General features: G+C 70.5%; 16 protein-coding genes and 1 pseudogene. 10 read left to right on the plus strand and 7 right to left on the minus strand.

What is annotated here, in order from left to right; translation table 11 throughout:
* The first annotated feature begins 943 nt into the window (after positions 1-943).
* The gene (locus ACFZAX_RS25940; RefSeq protein ID WP_390964609.1) at positions 944-2,152 is read left to right on the plus strand and encodes a metallophosphoesterase; all 1,209 of its coding nucleotides are present in this window, start codon (positions 944-946) and stop codon (positions 2,150-2,152) included.
* Positions 2,153-2,185: 33 nt separating this feature from the next.
* Here ACFZAX_RS25940 and ACFZAX_RS25945 read toward each other — a convergent pair whose 3' ends face one another.
* Positions 2,186-2,596, minus strand: coding sequence for a transcriptional repressor (locus ACFZAX_RS25945; RefSeq protein ID WP_390964611.1), 411 nt, complete (start codon positions 2,594-2,596; stop codon positions 2,186-2,188).
* Between the two features lie 377 nt (positions 2,597-2,973).
* On the opposite strand from ACFZAX_RS25945, the gene katG reads away from it, so the two are divergent.
* The 4 genes from katG (at position 2,974) to ACFZAX_RS25965 (ending at position 9,594) form a co-directional block, all read left to right on the plus strand.
* Entirely contained in the window at positions 2,974-5,229 is a 2,256-nt protein-coding gene (gene katG / locus ACFZAX_RS25950) for a catalase/peroxidase HPI (RefSeq protein WP_390964613.1), read from the plus strand.
* 708 nt (positions 5,230-5,937) lie between these two features.
* Entirely contained in the window at positions 5,938-7,134 is a 1,197-nt protein-coding gene (locus ACFZAX_RS25955) for a tyrosine-type recombinase/integrase (protein ID WP_390964615.1), read from the plus strand.
* The gene (locus ACFZAX_RS25960; RefSeq protein WP_390964616.1) at positions 7,127-8,680 is read left to right on the plus strand and encodes a hypothetical protein; all 1,554 of its coding nucleotides are present in this window, start codon (positions 7,127-7,129) and stop codon (positions 8,678-8,680) included. The genes ACFZAX_RS25955 and ACFZAX_RS25960 overlap by 8 nt, the downstream gene beginning before the upstream one ends.
* Positions 8,650-9,594, plus strand: coding sequence for a tyrosine-type recombinase/integrase (locus ACFZAX_RS25965; RefSeq protein WP_390964658.1), 945 nt, complete (start codon positions 8,650-8,652; stop codon positions 9,592-9,594). The genes ACFZAX_RS25960 and ACFZAX_RS25965 overlap by 31 nt, the downstream gene beginning before the upstream one ends.
* A 15-nt stretch (positions 9,595-9,609) precedes the next feature.
* On the opposite strand, the gene ACFZAX_RS25970 is transcribed toward ACFZAX_RS25965, so the two are convergent.
* Positions 9,610-9,909, minus strand: coding sequence for a hypothetical protein (locus tag ACFZAX_RS25970; RefSeq protein WP_390964618.1), 300 nt, complete (start codon positions 9,907-9,909; stop codon positions 9,610-9,612).
* Positions 9,910-10,400: 491 nt separating this feature from the next.
* On the opposite strand from ACFZAX_RS25970, the gene ACFZAX_RS25975 reads away from it, so the two are divergent.
* The gene (locus ACFZAX_RS25975; protein WP_390964620.1) at positions 10,401-10,841 is read left to right on the plus strand and encodes a hypothetical protein; all 441 of its coding nucleotides are present in this window, start codon (positions 10,401-10,403) and stop codon (positions 10,839-10,841) included.
* Positions 10,842-10,904: 63 nt separating this feature from the next.
* Positions 10,905-11,147: pseudogene (locus ACFZAX_RS25980) on the plus strand (AAA domain-containing protein); the annotation flags it as partial.
* 262 nt (positions 11,148-11,409) lie between these two features.
* Here the strand turns inward: ACFZAX_RS25980 and ACFZAX_RS25985 are convergent.
* Together ACFZAX_RS25985 and ACFZAX_RS25990 are read right to left on the minus strand one after the other, a co-directional pair.
* Positions 11,410-12,609 carry a cellulose binding domain-containing protein gene (locus ACFZAX_RS25985; RefSeq protein ID WP_390964622.1) on the minus strand — a complete coding sequence of 400 codons (1,200 nt, stop codon included), beginning with the start codon at positions 12,607-12,609 and terminating at the stop codon, positions 11,410-11,412.
* A gap of 426 nt (positions 12,610-13,035) precedes the next feature.
* Positions 13,036-13,581 carry a TetR family transcriptional regulator gene (locus ACFZAX_RS25990; protein ID WP_390964624.1) on the minus strand — a complete coding sequence of 182 codons (546 nt, stop codon included), beginning with the start codon at positions 13,579-13,581 and terminating at the stop codon, positions 13,036-13,038.
* Here ACFZAX_RS25990 and ACFZAX_RS25995 point away from each other — a divergent pair.
* Complete coding sequence (locus ACFZAX_RS25995) at positions 13,528-13,650, plus strand: VOC family protein (RefSeq protein WP_390964659.1); 123 nt, start codon at positions 13,528-13,530, stop codon at positions 13,648-13,650. The genes ACFZAX_RS25990 and ACFZAX_RS25995 overlap by 54 nt on opposite strands.
* 113 nt (positions 13,651-13,763) lie before the next feature.
* Positions 13,764-14,348 carry a TetR family transcriptional regulator gene (locus tag ACFZAX_RS26000; RefSeq protein ID WP_390964626.1) on the plus strand — a complete coding sequence of 195 codons (585 nt, stop codon included), beginning with the start codon at positions 13,764-13,766 and terminating at the stop codon, positions 14,346-14,348.
* Between the two features lie 10 nt (positions 14,349-14,358).
* Here ACFZAX_RS26000 and ACFZAX_RS26005 read toward each other — a convergent pair whose 3' ends face one another.
* The gene (locus tag ACFZAX_RS26005; protein ID WP_390964627.1) at positions 14,359-15,024 is read right to left on the minus strand and encodes a cytochrome b/b6 domain-containing protein; all 666 of its coding nucleotides are present in this window, start codon (positions 15,022-15,024) and stop codon (positions 14,359-14,361) included.
* The gene (locus ACFZAX_RS26010; RefSeq protein ID WP_390964629.1) at positions 15,008-15,721 is read right to left on the minus strand and encodes a molybdopterin-dependent oxidoreductase; all 714 of its coding nucleotides are present in this window, start codon (positions 15,719-15,721) and stop codon (positions 15,008-15,010) included. The genes ACFZAX_RS26005 and ACFZAX_RS26010 overlap by 17 nt, the downstream gene beginning before the upstream one ends.
* A gap of 632 nt (positions 15,722-16,353) precedes the next feature.
* Between ACFZAX_RS26010 and ACFZAX_RS26015 the strand changes: the two genes are divergently transcribed.
* Entirely contained in the window at positions 16,354-16,938 is a 585-nt protein-coding gene (locus ACFZAX_RS26015) for a nucleosidase (RefSeq protein WP_390964630.1), read from the plus strand.
* Between the two features lie 257 nt (positions 16,939-17,195).
* On the opposite strand, the gene ACFZAX_RS26020 is transcribed toward ACFZAX_RS26015, so the two are convergent.
* Positions 17,196-17,984 (minus strand): hypothetical protein, encoded by a 789-nt coding sequence (locus tag ACFZAX_RS26020; protein WP_390964631.1) that lies wholly within the window; start codon positions 17,982-17,984, stop codon positions 17,196-17,198.
* Positions 17,985-18,048 lie beyond the last annotated feature (64 nt).

Genomic DNA, 18,048 nt, shown 5'->3' on the forward strand with positions numbered 1-18,048 from the left:
ATGGCGTGAATGAGTGGGGCCTCCTGCCGGCCCCTGAACTCTGAGAGCGCTCTCTCAGCCACGAAGTGAATCACCGTCGATGTGGAGCGTCAATGCACCTGCGAGGAGGGCGATTTGAGGATCGTGCCTCAATCGGTCGAAGCTGCGGGAAGCGCCCGATTCCGCCCTGGGCCCCGGCCGGTCCGCTCGGCTCCACACTCGGGCGTCGCGCGTTCCGCGGCCGGCGCCCCGGTGTGCGGCGGCACGCGTCGGCGGCGGTGAGCGCCTGTCAACTGCGGCCACTCGACCTACGGGTACCGCCGGACCTCCTCGTCCGATGACCCGGTCATGTACTCTGCCCGGCCGGTCAGGGCCGGCGCCTACGGTCGTGACGTGACGATGGAGTCGAGGGCGAACGCCCTACTGGTCTGGCTGCACACGGAGGCCAAGGGGATCATCGGGCGAGAGCTCGCCCCTCGGCACCCCCGGGCGGAGTGACCTGAGGCAGGGGAACTGCACACGACTGTCAGGTGGTTGGAGAGACAGGGGCATGTGAGGGTGTTCGGGGAGGCGAACACCCGAACCAGCTCGGCGTGGTCCCGGAGCCGGCCAGAGTGCGCCGGTTCTCCGACGAAGCGATACGGGCCGCGCTGCGAATTCTGCCCACACTCACCCTGCAGGCCCTGTCGCGACCATGTCCATCCCCGCGTGACCGCTCCCCGGAGCCCCGGCGGCGGGCCCCTTTCCGCGCTACGGAGAATATGTTCTCCACGGGGCTTCGGCGGTTGAGGCCGGAGCCGGACCAGGGCGCGGGCGACGGATCATACGAGGCCGGGGCGGATGGCGGGTACGACGACTGCGCCGTGGCCACCACCCGGCTCCGGTACGGCACGATCGGCCGGAGTGGCCGCCACCCGGCTCCGCCACGGCGTGATCCGCCGGACCGAACCTCAGGAGGAGAAGCATGACCGAGACGAGCGAGACCCGATCCGCCACCGCGGGTGCGGCGCAAGAGCCACCACGGAGCCGCCTGCAACGCGTGATGCGCTACGTCCCCCTGATCGCCCCCGTCCTGCTGTGGGCCGTGCCGTGCTGGGTCCTGCTGTACAGCGGTCAGCACTGGCCGCGCGCCGTCGCGCTGACCGGCACCGCGCTCTTCGTCCTCGGCCTGGTCACCATGCCGCTCGCGATGGTGCGCGGTCACGGCCGGCGCCAGCGGGACCGGGCGGCGATCGTCGGTGACTCGCTCCTGGGCGGCATCTGGATCCTGTTCACCTGGTCCGTGCTGCTCGGCGCCCTGCTGCGGCTCGCGCTGGTCCTGGCCGGCGTCGGCGAGGGGCAGGACCGGGCGCGCATCGTCACCTGGGCCGTCCTCGGCACGACCGCCGTACTGCTGGTCTGGGGGTACGCCGAGGCCCGCCGCGTTCCGCGCATACGCAGGCTCGACGTGGAACTCCCGCGCCTGGGGGCCGGGTTGGACGGTACCCGGGTCGCCCTGATCACCGACACCCACTACGGGCCCCTCGACCGCGCCCGCTGGTCGGCACGGGTCTGCGAGACGGTGAACTCCCTGGAGGCCGACCTGGTCTGCCACACCGGCGACATCGCGGACGGCACGGCCGAACGCCGTCGCGCCCAAGCCGCCCCGCTGGGCACGGTGCGGGCGACGCGGGCCCGTGTCTACGTCACCGGCAACCACGAGTACTACAGCGAGGCCCAGGGCTGGGTCGACATGATGGACGAGCTGGGCTGGGAGCCGCTGCGCAACCGTCATCTGCTGCTCGACCGCGGCGGCGACACCCTCGTGGTCGCCGGCGTCGACGACGTCACCGCCGAGTCCTCAGGACTGGCGGGCCACCGCGCCCACCTCGACGGCGCCCTCGACGGGGCCGACCCCGATCTCCCCGTCCTCCTCCTCGCCCACCAGCCCAAGTTCGTCGACCGGGCGGCAGCCCACGGCGTGGACCTCCAGCTCTCCGGCCACACCCACGGCGGCCAGATCTGGCCCTTCCACCACCTGGTCCGCCTCGACCAGCCGGCCCTCGCCGGTCTCACCCGCCACGGCGCCCGCACCCTCCTCTACACCAGCCGCGGCACCGGCTTCTGGGGCCCGCCGTTCCGCGTCTTCGCCCCCAGCGAGATCACCCTGCTCGTACTCCGCTCCCCGCAGTAGTCCCGCCGCGTCCCGGCGGGGATCCCGCCGCGGTCAGGCGCAGGCCGGGCACAGCCCCCGGTAGGTGATCTCCACCGAGCCGACGGCGAACCCGAACCGCTCGGCCTCGGGCAGGTCGCCGAGGGCATCACCGCCGGGGTGGACGTCGCGGACCGTGCCGCAGCCGGAGCACACCAGGTGCTGGTGGGGGCGGCGCGCGTTCGGGTCGTAACGCTTGGCCCTGCCCACGGTGGAGACCTCCAGCACCTCACCGAGCACGACGAGTTCACCCAGCGTGTTGTACACGGTCGCGCGGGAGATCTCGGGCAGTCGCGCGGCTGCCCGAAGATGCACTTCGTCCGCCGTGAGGTGCACGTGGTCGCCGTCGAGTACCTCCGCGACGACGCGTCGCTGCGAGGTCAGCCGCCAGCCACGGTCCCGCAGCCGTTGGAGGAGGTCGCTCATCCCGTTTCACCTGCTCCGCTTCGCGGGGGGCGCGCGGTCTCCGGAAGGGTCCGTCGACGCCACGCCCCGGCCGTTGTGGTTTTAGCGCACTTCTTGACTTGGACGAAGTCCATCGTAGGATCGATCCCGGCGACATCCAAGAGACAGGAAGACTCCGGTACGGCAGCAGAGACACGCAGATGGACACCGCCGGTCGAGCGCGCAGTACCGACCGAGCGCCTTTCCGGTCGCACCGCCCGGGACCGCCGGTCCGGTGGTCCGTGAGGCGTCCGGGCGGTCCGCGGCGAGACCTGGCACACAGCGTTCCCCTTCTGCACGGCCCGAATCCTCCTCCCCGTTCAGCGCCCCCACGACCCGCCGGGTCCGGAAGGATTGCCATGACCGAGAACCACGAGTCGCATGTCTTCGATCCCGTCACCCCGGACTCGCCCGAGACGGCCATCCCCGAGGTGCCCGAGGCGCAGGCGGGCGGCTGCCCCGTTGCCCACGGCCGCGCGCCGCACCCCACCCAGGGCGGCGGGAACCGCCAGTGGTGGCCGGACCGCCTCAACCTGAAGATCCTGGCCAAGAACCCCGCCGTGGCGAACCCGCTCGGTGCGGACTTCGACTACGCGGCCGCGTTCCGGACGCTCGACCTGCCCGCGGTGAAGCGGGACATCGCCGAGGTCCTCACCACGTCGCAGGACTGGTGGCCGGCCGACTTCGGCAACTACGGACCGCTGATGATCCGGATGGCCTGGCACAGCGCCGGCACGTACCGCATCAGCGACGGCCGTGGTGGTGCGGGCGCCGGTCAGCAGCGCTTCGCCCCGCTGAACAGCTGGCCGGACAACGGCAACCTGGACAAGGCCCGCCGTCTGCTCTGGCCCGTCAAGAAGAAGTACGGCCAGTCGCTGTCCTGGGCCGACCTGCTGATCCTCACCGGCAACGTCGCTCTGGAGACCATGGGCTTCGAGACCTTCGGCTTCGCCGGTGGCCGCGAGGACGTCTGGGAGTCGGAGGAGGACGTCTACTGGGGCCCGGAGACCACCTGGCTCGACGACGAGCGCTACACCGGCGACCGCGAGCTGGAGAGCCCGCTCGGCGCGGTCCAGATGGGCCTGATCTACGTCAACCCCGAAGGCCCCAACGGCAACCCGGACCCGATCGCGGCCGCCCGCGACATCCGCGAGACCTTCCGCCGGATGGCGATGAACGACGAGGAGACCGTCGCCCTCATCGCCGGTGGCCACACCTTCGGCAAGACGCACGGCGCGGGCCCGGCCGAGAGCGTCGGCGCGGACCCCGAGGGTGCCCCGCTGGAGGAGCAGGGCCTCGGCTGGCGCAGCACCTACAAGACGGGCAAGGGCGGGGACGCCATCACCAGCGGTCTGGAGGTGACCTGGACCAGCACCCCGACGCAGTGGGGCAACGAGTTCTTCCACAACCTCTTCGCGTACGAGTACGAGCTGACCAAGTCCCCGGCCGGGGCGCACCAGTGGATCGCCAAGGACGCCGAGGCGACCGTCCCGCACGCGCACGACGCGTCGAAGAAGCAGAAGCCGCAGATGCTCACCACCGACCTGTCGCTTCGCTTCGACCCGGCCTACGAGCAGATCTCGCGCCGCTTCCACGAGAACCCGGAGGAGTTCGCGGACGCCTTCGCGCGCGCCTGGTACAAGCTGACGCACCGTGACATGGGCCCGATCCAGCGCTACTTGGGCCCGGAGGTTCCCTCCGAGGTGCTGCTCTGGCAGGACCCGCTGCCCGCGCGCACCGGTGAGCTGCTGGACGCCGCGGACATCGCCTCGCTCAAGGAGCAGGTGCTCGCCACGGACCTGACGGTGGCACAGCTGGTCTCGGCCGCCTGGGCCTCGGCCGCGACCTTCCGCGGCAGCGACAAGCGCGGCGGCGCCAACGGTGCCCGCATCCGTCTGGAGCCGCAGCGCGGCTGGGAGGCGAACGACCCGGACGAGCTGGCCCAGGTCCTGCGCGTCCTGGAAGGCGTCCAGGCTTCCTTCAACGCGAAGGACGGCAAGCAGGTCTCGCTGGCCGACCTGATCGTCCTCGCGGGCGGCGCGGCCGTCGAGCAGGCGGCCAAGGACGCCGGCGTCGAGGTGGAGGTGCCGTTCACCGCGGGCCGGGTCGACGCCACGCAGGACCAGACGGACATCGAGTCCTTCGCCGCCCTGGAGCCCGCGTACGACGGCTTCCGCAACTACACCGGCAAGGGCAGTCGCCTTCCCGCGGAGTACCTGCTCCTCGACCGGGCCAACCTGCTGACGCTGAGCGCCCCGGAGACCACCGTCCTGGTCGGCGGTCTGCGCGTGCTGGGCGCCAACTCCGGCGGCTCGAAGCACGGCGTCCTCACCGACCGCCCGGGGACGCTGACCAACGACTTCTTCGTGAACCTGCTCGACCTGGGCACCACCTGGAAGTCGACGTCGTCGGCGCAGGACGAGTTCGAGGCCCGTGACGCGAGCGGCCAGGTCAAGTGGACCGGCACCCGCGCCGACCTGGTCTTCGGCTCCAACTCCGAACTCCGCGCGCTCGCCGAGGTCTACGCGAGCGACGACGCGCGGCAGAAGTTCGTGACGGACTTCGTCGCCGCCTGGACCAAGGTCATGAACCTCGACCGGTTCGACCTGGTCTGACCCGGTAGCCGGCGCACTCCGGCGTTGTGACTGTGGGGTCGATGCGTACGCGCACCGGCCCCACAGCACGTTGCCCTCCGCCCGGAACGGCGGCCGGCGGACAGCTCACGGGCAGAGGGATCGCCTCGGCGGGCCGACCGCGCCAGGGTCGGGGTGGGCACCGGATGCGGCGCGGCAGAAGGGCTTTCGTCAGCTGCAGCTGTCGTGCGCATTCCCCGCCCCCCCTTCTCGGAGCGCGCGCATGCGGCCAGGGAACGGTGAAGGGCCACCAGGACCCGGTTGACGTCTCATCAGTTTGGTCCGTACTTACGGTGGTGATCGTCGTCGTAGTTCTCGTCGTCGTAGCCGCCGTTCTCGCGCGCCCCTCATGGGGCTCGGCGCGACCCTCTGCGTGATCGGCCCGGGCCGGGAGCCTCGGCACGGCCCGCCGCAGCAGTCCACGGCCACCTCCCACGCACCCGAGGCCGGCCCCTCCGAGTCGCGCATCCCCGCACTTCCCGGAGCGGAGGGCGGCCCCGCGCAGGCAACGCCCGTACCGCTCGATTCCTCCGCACCCTCAGCCGGCCTTCTTCGCGGCTCCCTCTGAGCGTTCGGAGACACGACGGGCCAGGTCATCACTCGGGACGACGGCTTCTCACTGCTCAGTTATCTGCACCACCGTCCGCTCCGCGATCATGGCGCCCAGCCATCGTGATCAAGGAGCTGAAGATGGACCTACGCCACGCGCTCATGGACGGGCGGGCAGAGATCCCCCGCCTTGGGGCCCTCGGCCCTGCCCAGGGCACGCACCCACCGTTCGTCGTGACCGACCCATCCGGAAAGGAGATCGAGCCAGTGACCGCCTACCTGTGCGACCTTGCGCTGAGTGACACCAGCCCGCACACCGGCCGCAGCTACGGCTACGGAATGCTGCGGTGGTTCCGGCTGCTGTGGCTGCTCGACGTCGCCTGGGACAGGGCCACTGAGAGTGAAGTCGCTTTGCTCACTGGGTGGTTGCGCACGGCGCCGAACCCTCAGCGCAAGCGGAAGTCGGCCACAACACCGCCTCCTGGATCGGTGAACCTGAAGACCGGCAAGCCGATGCTCGGTGTGGGCTATGCGCCGCGGACCATCAACCATGCGCTGTCGGTGATCAGCGGCTTCTACGAGTTCCACGTCCACCAGGGCAACGGACCCGTCGTCAACCCGGTGCCGGCGTCCGCCCAGCGGCGGCGGGCCTTGGGTCACCTCAGCCCACTGGAGCCGAAGCCGATCCTCGGTCGCGCCCGGCTGCGGCAGAAGGTGCCGGACCGGCCTCCGCGAGCGATCCCGGACCGGCTCTGGGACGAGTTGTTCGACAAGATGGGCTGCGAACGCGACCGTGCTCTGCTGGAGTTCTACGTCTCCAGCGGCGCCCGCGCCGAGGAGCTTCTCGGCGTACGGATCGGCGACATCGACTGGGCCGGACAGCGGTTCTACGTCATCTCCAAGGGAACCCGTGACCGCGAGGTCATCCCGGCTTCCCCTGCCGCTTTCCTGCGCTTGGCGTCCTACATCGACGAGACCGGGATAGCGGCGGCGGACGAGCCGATCTGGCGAGCCCGTCGCGGCACCGACCGGCCGCTGACCTACTCGGCGATGCGCCGGGTCATCCAGCGCGCGAACACCGCCCTGGGCACCAACTGGACCCTGCACGACCTCCGGCACACCGCGGCCTCCCGGATGGCCAACGGTGGCAAGCTCACCCTTGCCGAGGTCCAGGCGATCCTGCGCCATGCCAACATCCAGACCACCAGCCGATACCTCGCGGTCCGGGTGGAAGAGATCTTCGACAAGCTCGCCGAGCACTACGCGCGTCCCCGGGTCCAGCCCAGCTACCCCACCGGCTACGACCCGGCCGACATCGCGGCGGTGTTCGGTGCCTGAGACCTCGCTCCGCACCACGGGCGTCAGCCGCCGGCACGGCCCCGTCGCCGAAGGGCTGCACTTCCCCAGCCGCTTCGTCTCCAGCCAGATGCAGGCCGCACCCGCCGTCGCGACCAAGGTTCCGCGCCCGTTCGGGAGCCTCGCCCGGGCGACGACCTCCCGGATCGCCGACCTCGCCATAGACACCTGGGACGGCGCCCGCGTCACCCAAGTCCAGCGCGGAGCGGCCACGGCCGCAGTCCTGGACTACCTGGACACCTTCACCGGCGAGACCTGGCAGGAGCGCTGGGACAACAACCCGCTCGGTCGCGGCGAGATCTCTGCCAGCACTCTCGGCAGCAGCCGCACCACCGGCCAGAGCCTGACCACAGGGGTCCGCTCGCTGTTCAGCCTGCGCGCGATCCGTCCCTCCCTGCTGTCCTTCTACCGCCACACGTTCAACAACTACTCCGACGTATTCGTCACCGCCCAGGACGACCCGCTGCTCGACAAGTACGCCGACGCCGTCGAGGCCCACGAGATGGGATGGCAGCACAAGCGACGCGCTCTCTACGACGTCTGCTGCCTGCTCACCGTTCAGGACATCGCGCTGGCCGACCTGACCCCCGAGTCCCTTCTGCACCACGCGCACGAGACCCGCAAGGTCCGCTCGTCCGTGCTACGGCAAGGGAAGAAGGACGCCAACCTGTTCCCGGGTCGGGCCGCCTGGCAAGTGCTCCACGACATGGGGCACTTCCCTCCCGCCGTCCCCGCCACGATGCGCCAGGCCCTGCACCGAGGTCAGCAGAGTGTCGAGGAACTCGTCGACCGCTACCCGATCCGCAACCGTGCCGTCCGGGAGCTACTGCTCGACTACTGCACCCGCCGCCGTGCGGACACGGACTACGCCACCCTGGTTAACCTCGTGCTGGCGGTCGTCCACCACTTCTGGGAGAAGATCGAACGCATCAACCCCGACCAGGCCGACCTGCGAATCGACCCGAAGGTCTACCAGACCTGGCGGCAGATGATCACCGTCAAGGACGACGGCACACCTCGCGCAGGCCAGGACGGCATCGTCATCAGCGTCCGCAGCTTCTACTACGACCTGCACACCTGGGCGGCCGAGGAGCCCGAGCGCTGGGCCAAGTGGGTCGCGCCCTGCCCGGTCCCGCCCTCCGAACTCCGCGGTCTGGGCAAGCGCCGGCGGAGGATCAACGAGCGCACGGCCGACCGCACCCGCCAGCGCCAGCCTCTGCTGCCCGTGCTCGTCGATCACGTCGAGACCCGCTACGACCACACCCGGGCCCTTCTCGACCGAGCCGCCCAGGCGGAGGCCGACGAGTCCTTCATCCTCAACAACCGCTCCTACCGGCGAGTGATCACCGACAGCGACCGAAGGCTCCAACGGCACGGCGAGGCGCCGCTCCGTGTCGCCGACGAAGCCACCGACGAGATGATCAACGTCACCGCCGAGGAGGAGAACGCCTTCTGGGACTGGCCTGCGTCGAGACCCTGCGCCACTCCGGCGTCCGCATCGAGGAGCTCTGCGAGCTCACCCACCTGAGCATCCGTCAATACCAGCGGTCCAACGGTGAGGTCATCGCCCTTCTCGTCGTCGCCCCGTCCAAGACCGACAGGGAACGGGTCATCCCGATGTCCCCAGAGCTGTTCCACGTGATCGCCTCCGTCATCCGACGACACACCAAGGACGGCCGGCCCATCCCGCAGCTCCGCCGGTTCGACCCGCACGACAAGGTGTTCAGCGCACCGATGCCCTTCCTGTTCCAGCGCCAACTGGGCTCCAGCCGCTCCGTGATCGGCACCGGCACCGTCCAGCAGATGCTCGAACGACGCTGCGAGGCGCTCGCCGAGGAGCACCCCGGCTTCCGCGGGATGAAGTTCACCCCGCACGACTTCCGGAGGATCTTCACGACCGAGCTCGTCAACAGCGGCCTGCCGATCCATATCGGCGCGGCTTTGCTCGGCCACCTCAACATCCAAACCACCCGCGGCTACGTCGCCGTATTCGAAGAGGACGTGATCAACCACTACCAGGTGCACCTGCAGAACCGTCGGGCTATCAGGCTGGAGGAAGAGTACCGTCCGGCCACCGCCGACGAATGGACGGAGTTCGAGGAGCACTTCGACAAGCGCAAGGTCGAACTGGGCTCTTGCGCGCGTCCCTACGGCACACCGTGCCAGCACGAGCACGCCTGCATCCGCTGTCCGATGCTGCACGTGAACCCCAAGATGCTGGCCAGACTCGACGAACTTGAGGAAGACCTCCAGGCACGGCGACTACGTGCCGAAGCCGAGGGGTGGACCGGCGAAGTCGAAGGTCTCGACCTCACACTGACCTTCCTCCAGGCCAAGAAGGAAGAGACCAAACGCTGGAGCCGCCGACCCACCGTGGACCTCGGCATCCCGAGACCGCGGACCACTGCCAGCAGCGGCTCCCGGACAGATCAGCAGCCCTGAGGGCATGACGTGATCTCAGTAGCGGAAGCGAGCCTTGTCACCATTGATACGAAGGAGGAACTCCGTGAGCGGCGCCCCGCCGTCAAGCGGCGCGAGAACGAGTCCTTGCGCATAGATCGCTTCGTCGGCTTCGACCGCAGCCTCTTCATCGCCGCTTCGCCAGGCGTCGCGGGAGGCCTCGAAGAGGGGACGGAGATCGTCCCAACCGGGCCCTGGCGCGAAGTGACAGTCCGTCCAGAACATGTCGACTTCCTTCTCGACCAACGTCCCGACCAGGCGGTCTTCCTGCATGAGCTGCCAGCTCGGCTCAGCCACGTCATCTCCTCGTTGAGTCCCGGAGCACATTAGCGCTCCGGGCCGACAAGGCATCACAGCTGGCACGGTGCGGCCGGCGCTGACGGGATCCACTCTTGGCCCTCAACGATGCCTGGCCGTCGGATGGGTCCTCGACCTACGAGGACCACCCCCGGACAGAGCCAGGGAGGCAGCTGCTCTCTGGAGCTGGATTCCCCGGATGCCGACCGCACCGCGCCTCCAGAACCTACCCACCCCCACTGACACCGCCTTGATCAAGGAGCGTGGTGCAGATAAGAACCACCTACCTCAAGGCGCCCCGGGGAGACACGCCCCGCCATGCCGATGGCCAGCAGCCCAGTTGACCACCCGATGACCGTGGCGCCCGATCGCCGGGGCCGGGGTCCGCTCCCGGCGGCCGTCTGCCGGCCCCCGGCCAAACGGCCGGCACACCGCCGCAATCGACGGGACCCCGGTACGCGGGGTGCCGGCAGGCAGGCTAGTTTGCTCGGATGAGTCTTCTTGATGATGTGGCCGAGCGCGACGGCTGGCGATGCTGGGTGTGTGATGAAGCGGTCGACCCCGACGAGTCGGTGAACGACCCGCGGGGGCCCAGCGTCGACAGCCGGACCGCCGACCGGAAGGCCAAGGTCGCCGAGCGGCTCGCGCACCGCGGATGCAACACCCGCAAGGGCGCCGTGAAGGTGGTCATCGCCTGGCCGGAACACCTGTACGTGGTCGAACCCGCGCCGCTCATCACCGTAGCCGGGAGGCTGGAGCGCAAGGGGGGCCGCGAGATGGTGGGCCGCTGTCCGACCAGGAAGGACGCCCAGGAGGCGGCGGACTGGCTGGTGGACCGATTCTCCCGGCTGGTACCGGGGCTGCCGGTGACCGCCGGCATCGAGCAGGGCGGCGGGCAGTTCCTCATCACCCTGTCCACCGGTCGCCACTGACCGGAGATCACCGGCGCGCACTCGTATCGAGCGGAACCGTCGGCCCCACCGGCCTGGCACGAGCTGCCCCTCCGTCCCGGCCGGGCGGACGCCTACCGCGCGTGCCTCGGCGAAGGCGTCCACCTGGTGTGGGGGCCGCCCGGCACGGGGACGACCACCGTCCTCAAGCGCGCCATCGGTGACCTGATCGCGCAGGGACGGCGGGTGCTGCTGGTGTCGGCGACCCATATCGCCGTGGACAACGCGCTGCTGGGGGTGGCGCGGGAGAAGCGCCACAGGACCGGCGACATCGTCCGGGTGGGACCGCCGCACCTGGCGGCGCGTACTTCGCCCGCAGGCTGCTCGCGCACGAGCACGCGGAGACCTTCGCCCGCCCCCGCGATGCGGCCGGTGCCGCGGTACCGAGATCGACATTCGGCGGCGGAGAAACGGCAACTGGTTCTGGCGTTGCTACGCCCCCGCGTGCAAGACCGCCTCTCCGGGGCGTTCCAACGCCTGGACGCAGGCCATTCGCCTGCGCACCGGGCGCTGAAACGTCTCCTGCCCGAAACCGGCTTCGCGCCGGTCGTCAGCAGCCGACCGGCGAGGAGCCGGCGACCACGTCGTCGAACCACAGGGTGTCGTCGCCGGTTCCGTAACTCTCCCAGCCCAGCCGCAGGGCGGTGGGTTTCGGCGCGGTGGTCCGGGAGAGCCACTGCGCGTCGACGTCCTGCGTCGGTACGCCGTCGGCATGCAGTCCCGGCACCAGCTCGTCGCCGAGCCAGGTGTCGAGTCCGGTTGTCGAGGTGTTGACCGCGAACCGCAGGCACTGCCAACTACCCGTCGGCAGGGCCCTGCTCAGCCCCACCCCGACCGGGCTCTGCGCCGGGAGCGTGGCGTCGTCGATTTCCCGGTTCCACTGCAGGGCGCCGTTCTGGCCGCCGATCCGCAGCGCCTTGCCGCCCTGGGAGCTGTCCGGCATCGACACGAAAGCGACGTGTGCGGCCGGGAGTGCGGTGGTGTGCCGTACCCACATGCGGACGTACAGCACCGGTCCGACCGACGAGAGGTCGGCGGTCGCGGCCACGAAGGCGTGGTTGCAGTAGCCTGCCCGCCCGTCCACCCGCAGCGATCGCGTGCCGCTGTGCGCGACCCCCGTATCGACGGCGGCCGTGCCCGTGCCCTGGCAGTCGGGCGCGGTGAAACGCCAGTTCCCTGAGGGGGCCGGCCCTGCCTGGTCCTCGAAGCCGTCACAGACGGCGGCACCACCGCACTCAGCGGAAGGCGGCGTCGCGGTCGGGGACGGCGTCGTGGTGGGTGACGGGGTCGCGGTCGGGGAGGGGGTCGTCGGCGGTGAGGTGCCGTCACCGCCGCAGGACAACCCGTTGAGAGTGAAATCCGTGGGCACCGGGTGCGCCGACTGCCAGGTCCCCTGGAGGCCGAAGTCGACGGTACCGCCGTCGGCCAGCCCTCCGTTCCAGGCCGTGTTGGTGGCGGTCACGGCGTGGCCGGTCTGTGCGACGGTCGCGTTCCAGGCGGAGGTGACGTGCTGGTCGCCGCCGTACGTCCACGCCAGCTGCCAACCACTGAGCGCGGGACCGGTATGGGTGACTCGTACCTGAGCGGTATAGCCACCGGTCCACTCGTCGACCGTGTAGTCGACCCGGCATCCGTCGGCCATGGCCGAGCCGCTGGCGGGCACGACGACGAAGAAGGACAAGGCCAGCGCGAGGGCTGCTACGGCCACTGTCCAGGGCCTGCGCAGTAATCGCGGGGGAAGCATCTGCATGTGCGTCTCCTCGGTGGGGGGTAAGGCATTTCACGAGTGGGAGCGCTCCCACTCATCACACCGACATGACGGCGTACTGTCAATACAGAGGTCGCCCCGGCTCCGGCTGACCGACAGGACCGGCTGGGTCCCGGCCACCCGGCGCCACGTCTCTCCGCGCCGTCCGGTGGCGACGGGCCGGATCACGCCGCCGAAGCCGGCTCCATGGACCGGCTCTCGGGCCAGGTGGTGTGCGCACGGGCACACCACCCGGCCGGGACTGCGACAGGCGCGCGAGTTTCTCGCGGGACCGGCGAGCTCACATCCAGCGGCAGCCGGTATGAACAGCGGCCCCGAGGATTCGCAGGGCCCGCGGGAAGACGTGCACGACAGGAAGATGGTGGGGCACGGCAGCCGTCACGCGCGGGACGGTTGCGTCCGGTTCGCTCACGACTCGGCGATCGCGACGAGGGCTGCGGCGTACGGGGCGGGGTCGAGGTCGCCCCGTACCGCGAGTTGCTGGGTGTAGCCGTGGCAGAGCGCCACGAAGGCTTCGGCGACGCGGGCCGCGTGCACGGGATCGCGGTCGGGCAGCAGAGCGGCGACGGCCTCGCGCATCTCCTGGAGTTGGCAGTGGACCAGGGTGGCGAGGCCCGGAGCGACGGCGGCCTCGGCGTAGATCTGGGCGACGAGCCGGGCGTGACCCTTCTCGCGCGCCATGGTGCGGATGTGCTGGAGGAAGTCATGGACGGACTCGGCGGTCAGCTCCGCAGGGAGCGCCTGGCCGGCCTGCTCACAGATGGCGGCGACGATCTCGTCCTTGCCCTTGAAGTACCGGTAGATCGCCCCGACGGACAGTCCGGAGGCTTCGACGATGTCGGGCATGGACGTCCGCGCGAAGCCGTGAGCGGCGAAGCGGGCGCGGGCGGCGTCGACGATCTGGACACCGCCGAGCACGAGGCAGTCGGACTCGGTGCCACCAAGGAGCACCACCAGCCCACCCCTGAACGCTCACGCGTCCTGCGCGAGCCGGCCGGTCACCCCTTCTGCCTGCGCGCGTGACGCCCCCACGGGAAGCGGCATCCGCTCAGGGACTTTCCCGAAGAGGGACACCACCGACGGCACAGACCACCCGAGACCGATCGTTCTCCACCGCGGTTCGCTAACCTGTGCGCATGAGCCAGAGAACGAGAGAACCCGGTACGTCGGAGGCGCGAGCGCGGCTGCTCTCCACGGCGACCAGGATCTTCTACGCGGAGGGCATCCACTCCGTCGGCGTCGACCGGATCGTGGCGGAGGCGCAGGTCACCCGTGCCACGCTGTACCGGCACTTCCAGGGCAAGGAGGAACTCATCCTCGCGTACCTCGGTGAGGCCGACCGGCAGCTCCGGGCGCAGGCCGAGGCCGCTCAGGCGGGCGAGGAGTCGGCGGCCGACAAGATCCGGGCCGTCTGCCGGACCATCACCGCGGGCATCCGCTCCCCCGGATTCCGGGGTTGCGCGTTCCTCAACGCGGCGGCGGAATACCCCGATCCGGAACACCCGGTGCACCGGGCCGTCCTGGCCCACCGGCAGTGGTTCCTGGACACCGTCACGGGACTGCTGGCCGGGACCGGTGCCACACCGGCCGAAGCCGCCGGCCGGCACCTCGTCCTGCTCCGGGACGGTGCCATGGCCTCCGGCTGCCTCTCCGACCCCCGGCTGGTCTCCGAGACCTTCCTGCAGGCCGTCGAAGGAATCCTGAAAACCCGGTCCGCCTGACCGGCTGCCGTCAGCGCGGTTGCTCCCGGTCGGGCTGCTGGTGCCAGAGCGGGTGCTCCCGCTCGGCCCACTCCCGCGCGACCGAACCGGTACGCATGCCCCGGCGGGCCTCCGCATCGCCCATGGCCTTGCCGATGTGTCCGCCGACGACGATGGCGAGGGTGAGGGCCAGCCAGTCGTGCACGAAAGTGGCCCCGGTGCGCCAGATCAGCGGGGTGAGGTGGGTGAACCACATCATCAGCCCGGTACCGAGCATGACGAGCGTGGCACCCGCGACCCAGGCCGCGTAGAGCTTCTGCCCGGCGTTGAACTTGTCCGCCGGGCGGGAGGACGGCCGCCCGTCCCGGCGCAGGGCCGCGCGCAGCCACCGGCGGTCGTGCGGGCCGAATCGGTTCAGCCGGCTCAGGTCGGCGCGCAGTGCCCGGGAGGCGAGCGCGATCAGGACCGGGACGGGCAGAGCGACTCCTGACCACTGGTGGACGGTGACCACGAGGGCGCGGCGACCGACGAGTTCGGCGAGCGCGGGCAGGTACAGGAAGGCCGCCGTCGTCCCGCAGACGCCCATCAGCACGGCCGTCGCGCGATGCGCCCAGCGCTCGGCGGGGCTGAATCGCCGCAGGCGCGGGGCGGGCCCCTGTTGCTTCGCCGCCGGTCGGAGCTCAGGCTGTCGGCTCATCGTCCCGTCCGTTCGATCGGCCCACCCAGGCGTCGATGTCGTAACCGCGTCCCTCCCAGAAGCCCGGTTCCACGTCCTTCGTGACCGTGATGCCGGAGAGCCACTTGGCGGACTTGTAGAAGTACATCGGCGCCACATAGAGGCGGACCGGCCCGCCGTGGGAGTGGGCGATGTCCTTGTCCTGCATGCGCAGGGCGACGATGACGTCCGCGCGGCGCGCCTGTTCCAGGGTGAGGCTCTCCGAGTAGGCGCCGTCGAAGCAGGTGAAGTGCACCGCGCCGGCCGAGGAGCGTACTCCCGCGGCGTCCAGCAGGTGCGACAGGCGCACCCCTTCGAAGGGGGTGCTCGGGACACGCCACCCGGTGACGCACTGGATGTCGCGCACCGTACGGGTCTGAGGCAGCGCCCGGAGATCGGTCAGGGTGTAGGAGGCCGGGCGGTCGACCAGCCCGTCGACGGTGAGCCGGTAGGTTTCGGCGTTCTTGTGCGGAACCGACGAGGTGACCGAGTAGTAGCGGAAGCCCCCTCCGTTCGGAAGGAGCCCCGTCAGCCCGGTGGGATCCAGTCCGGCCAGCGCTTCCGTGTCCCGCTGCAGCGCGGGGGCGGCGACGACGCCGAGCGCGCCGAGCGCGAGCGTGCCCAGGAAGACGCGCCGCCCGACAGGAGCGCCCCGCCCTTCGGGTGATGCAGAGTTCACGTGTCCGTCCTCCTGTGGGTTTCCCCGCCCAACCGACTTCGCTCCGGGACGGATGGCAAGAGCCCGCGTCATCCGTCACGTACGGGAGCCCGCTTGCCGCGCCTGATGTGCCGCCGGAGCGGACCGAGCGGTTCGCCGTCCGCAGCGCCTGGCACCGCAGCGCGGCCGACCGCTCTAGTACGGCCCCCGCCCCGGGCGTCCGGGTGGGCCGGTCCGGCGCCCCCCATGTCGGATGGACATCCGGTCCTGCCCATAAAAGAGCATCTCACCTTCTCGCGTCAAGGCAGAACGTTCTGTCTCCCTCCATCGTAACGGGTATCGGACTGCGCGTCGGCGGAGGGCTGCCTCTGGTTCCCGTGGCCGAAGTCCCTGGCGTCGGACCGCGGGGCCGGCTCGGAGGCGGTGCCGAGCGTGCGGGCGATGGGTGCCACCGTGGCCGGGACCGTGTTCTCATACGGGTGTCCAGGAGCGTGGGTCGGCAAGCAGCACCGAGGGGCTTCGTGATCGCCCGCCCGCCGAGCCCGGACGTTCCACCCGTCTTCGAGGCGACACCGGCCCGTAGGTGTGTGGTCGCCGCGGAGATGCCCGCCCCCGGGGAGCGGGCATCGAGAGCCGACTCATACGCTGATCCCATGCAACTCACGGGAGAGATCACCGGCACTCGTCCCTTGCTCGTTCTCGCGGTCAAGGAAGAGGCCCAGTGTCTCGACACCTCCTTGCCCGTCCTGCTGACGGGCATGGGCAAGGTCAACGCGGCGAGCTCGCTCGCCGCGGTGCTCGGCCGAGGCCCGAGGCCGTCGCACGTCGTCAACCTCGGCACCGCCGGAGCCCTGCGCCCGGACTGGACCGGTACCCACGTCATCGGCACGGTCATGCAGCACGACCTGGACAGCGACACCTTGCTCTCCCTGACCGGGGAGATCTACGGCGCACCCCTGACAGTGGGCGACCCTGACGGTCCCACCCTGGCCACCGGGGACTCCTTCATCGACGACGAGGCCGCCCGCGCCCGCCTGGCCGCGCACGCGCCCCTGGTCGACATGGAGGGCTACGCCTTGGCGACAGCCGCACACCAGGCCGGCGTGTCCCTGCACATCGTCAAGCACGTCAGTGACGACGCCGGCGAGGGAGCCGCCAAGTCCTGGCGGGAATCCGTCGCGGAGTGCGCTCACGCCCTCGCGGACTGGGCGGCCCGCAACATCCCCGACTACGCCTGATCCCGCTTCTTCCCGTCGACGGGGCAGGAGGGTCCGCGTCTCGGCTGCGCCACCCGGTACGCGGAGAGGGAGGGGGCGCGAGCGGTGCTGGTGGTGAGCGCCCTCCGCGAGGGCGAACTGCTGGAGGCCGTCGAGTGCTAGAAGACTGATGAAGTCTTCTGGAGCGGAGTTCGGGCCCGAGGCGTCCTCCTCGCCGGCGGCGGTAGGGCTGGCGCGCGAGGTCGACGCCGCTCAGCGCCGACCCGGTGGTCATGCGATCACCATCCCGCAGGCGTCACCGTCGAGGGCGCGGGCGGCGAGCTCCGGCAGCCGGTTCGTCCACGACGCGGCCCGGGCCTGGGCGGTGCCCCGCGACGGCCTGCTCGCGCATCTGCTCCGGGCGCATTGTCAGCAGGTGGTGGGCGACGCGGTTCCGGGCGGTGGTGGAGGCTTTCGTCGCGGCGGCGACGGCGGCTTCGCCGGTGGGGTTGAAACCAGCGGCGACCCTGCTCGGTCCGGTAGGCCCGGTCGGCTTCGGTGTCGGCTTCGTCGGTCCGGCCGAACGCGGCCAGTGCGCTGGCCTTGGCCTGGTCGGCGATCTGCTGGACGGTGCTGTGGGCGGCGAGCGCGGCCGCGAGCTCCGCGCGGGCCTGGTCGGCGTCGAGGTCGTCCGGGTCGGAGATCTCCAGGAACTCCGACCACTCGGCGGCGGCCTTGCGGCCGATGGCCGTACGGACCCTGGCATCGAGGGCCGCGGCATCAGAGGCACTGGCCGACGGGGCGAGCGACCGCGCCGGGACGAGCTGCGCAGTCCGTACGGTGAGCGCCTCGGTCTCCCGACGGCAACCGCACGCCTCGCACAGCCCGCCGGCCCCGGCCCGCCCGCAGCCCTCGCACGCCAGCACCTGACGCGCCGTGGCGGCGACGGCCACGGCCTCGCGCTCCAGCTTGGCCTGCTCCCGGGCGACGGCGCGGGCCGCTTCACACTCGGCATCTGCGGCTGCTCTCGTCAGAGTTGGTTTTTCATCCTCCTCCGAATGGAAAAGTAACCAACAATCGACGTGCATACAATAATGCCCAGAAGTACCCATCCTCCGCTATTTCCGGAGGAAATCAGGAAGATGGAAAAGG

It is taken from the genome of Streptomyces sp. NPDC008125, from assembly GCF_042957125.1.
In the GTDB taxonomy this organism is placed as follows: domain Bacteria; phylum Actinomycetota; class Actinomycetes; order Streptomycetales; family Streptomycetaceae; genus Streptomyces.

What these genes read in the sequence shown, in the direction of transcription:
- ACFZAX_RS26000 (WP_390964626.1), top strand. Translation starts at nt 13,764, where the DNA reads ATGAGCCAGAGAACGAGAGAACCCGGTACGTCGGAGGCGCGAGCGCGG.
- ACFZAX_RS25955 (WP_390964615.1), top strand. Translation starts at nt 5,938, where the DNA reads ATGGACCTACGCCACGCGCTCATGGACGGGCGGGCAGAGATCCCCCGC.
- ACFZAX_RS26020 (WP_390964631.1), bottom strand. Translation starts at nt 17,984, where the DNA reads ATGCACGTCGATTGTTGGTTACTTTTCCATTCGGAGGAGGATGAAAAA.
- ACFZAX_RS26015 (WP_390964630.1), top strand. Translation starts at nt 16,354, where the DNA reads ATGCAACTCACGGGAGAGATCACCGGCACTCGTCCCTTGCTCGTTCTC.
- ACFZAX_RS25985 (WP_390964622.1), bottom strand. Translation starts at nt 12,609, where the DNA reads ATGCAGATGCTTCCCCCGCGATTACTGCGCAGGCCCTGGACAGTGGCC.
- ACFZAX_RS25945 (WP_390964611.1), bottom strand. Translation starts at nt 2,596, where the DNA reads ATGAGCGACCTCCTCCAACGGCTGCGGGACCGTGGCTGGCGGCTGACC.
- ACFZAX_RS25940 (WP_390964609.1), top strand. Translation starts at nt 944, where the DNA reads ATGACCGAGACGAGCGAGACCCGATCCGCCACCGCGGGTGCGGCGCAA.
- ACFZAX_RS25975 (WP_390964620.1), top strand. Translation starts at nt 10,401, where the DNA reads ATGAGTCTTCTTGATGATGTGGCCGAGCGCGACGGCTGGCGATGCTGG.
- ACFZAX_RS26005 (WP_390964627.1), bottom strand. Translation starts at nt 15,024, where the DNA reads ATGAGCCGACAGCCTGAGCTCCGACCGGCGGCGAAGCAACAGGGGCCC.
- katG (WP_390964613.1), top strand. Translation starts at nt 2,974, where the DNA reads ATGACCGAGAACCACGAGTCGCATGTCTTCGATCCCGTCACCCCGGAC.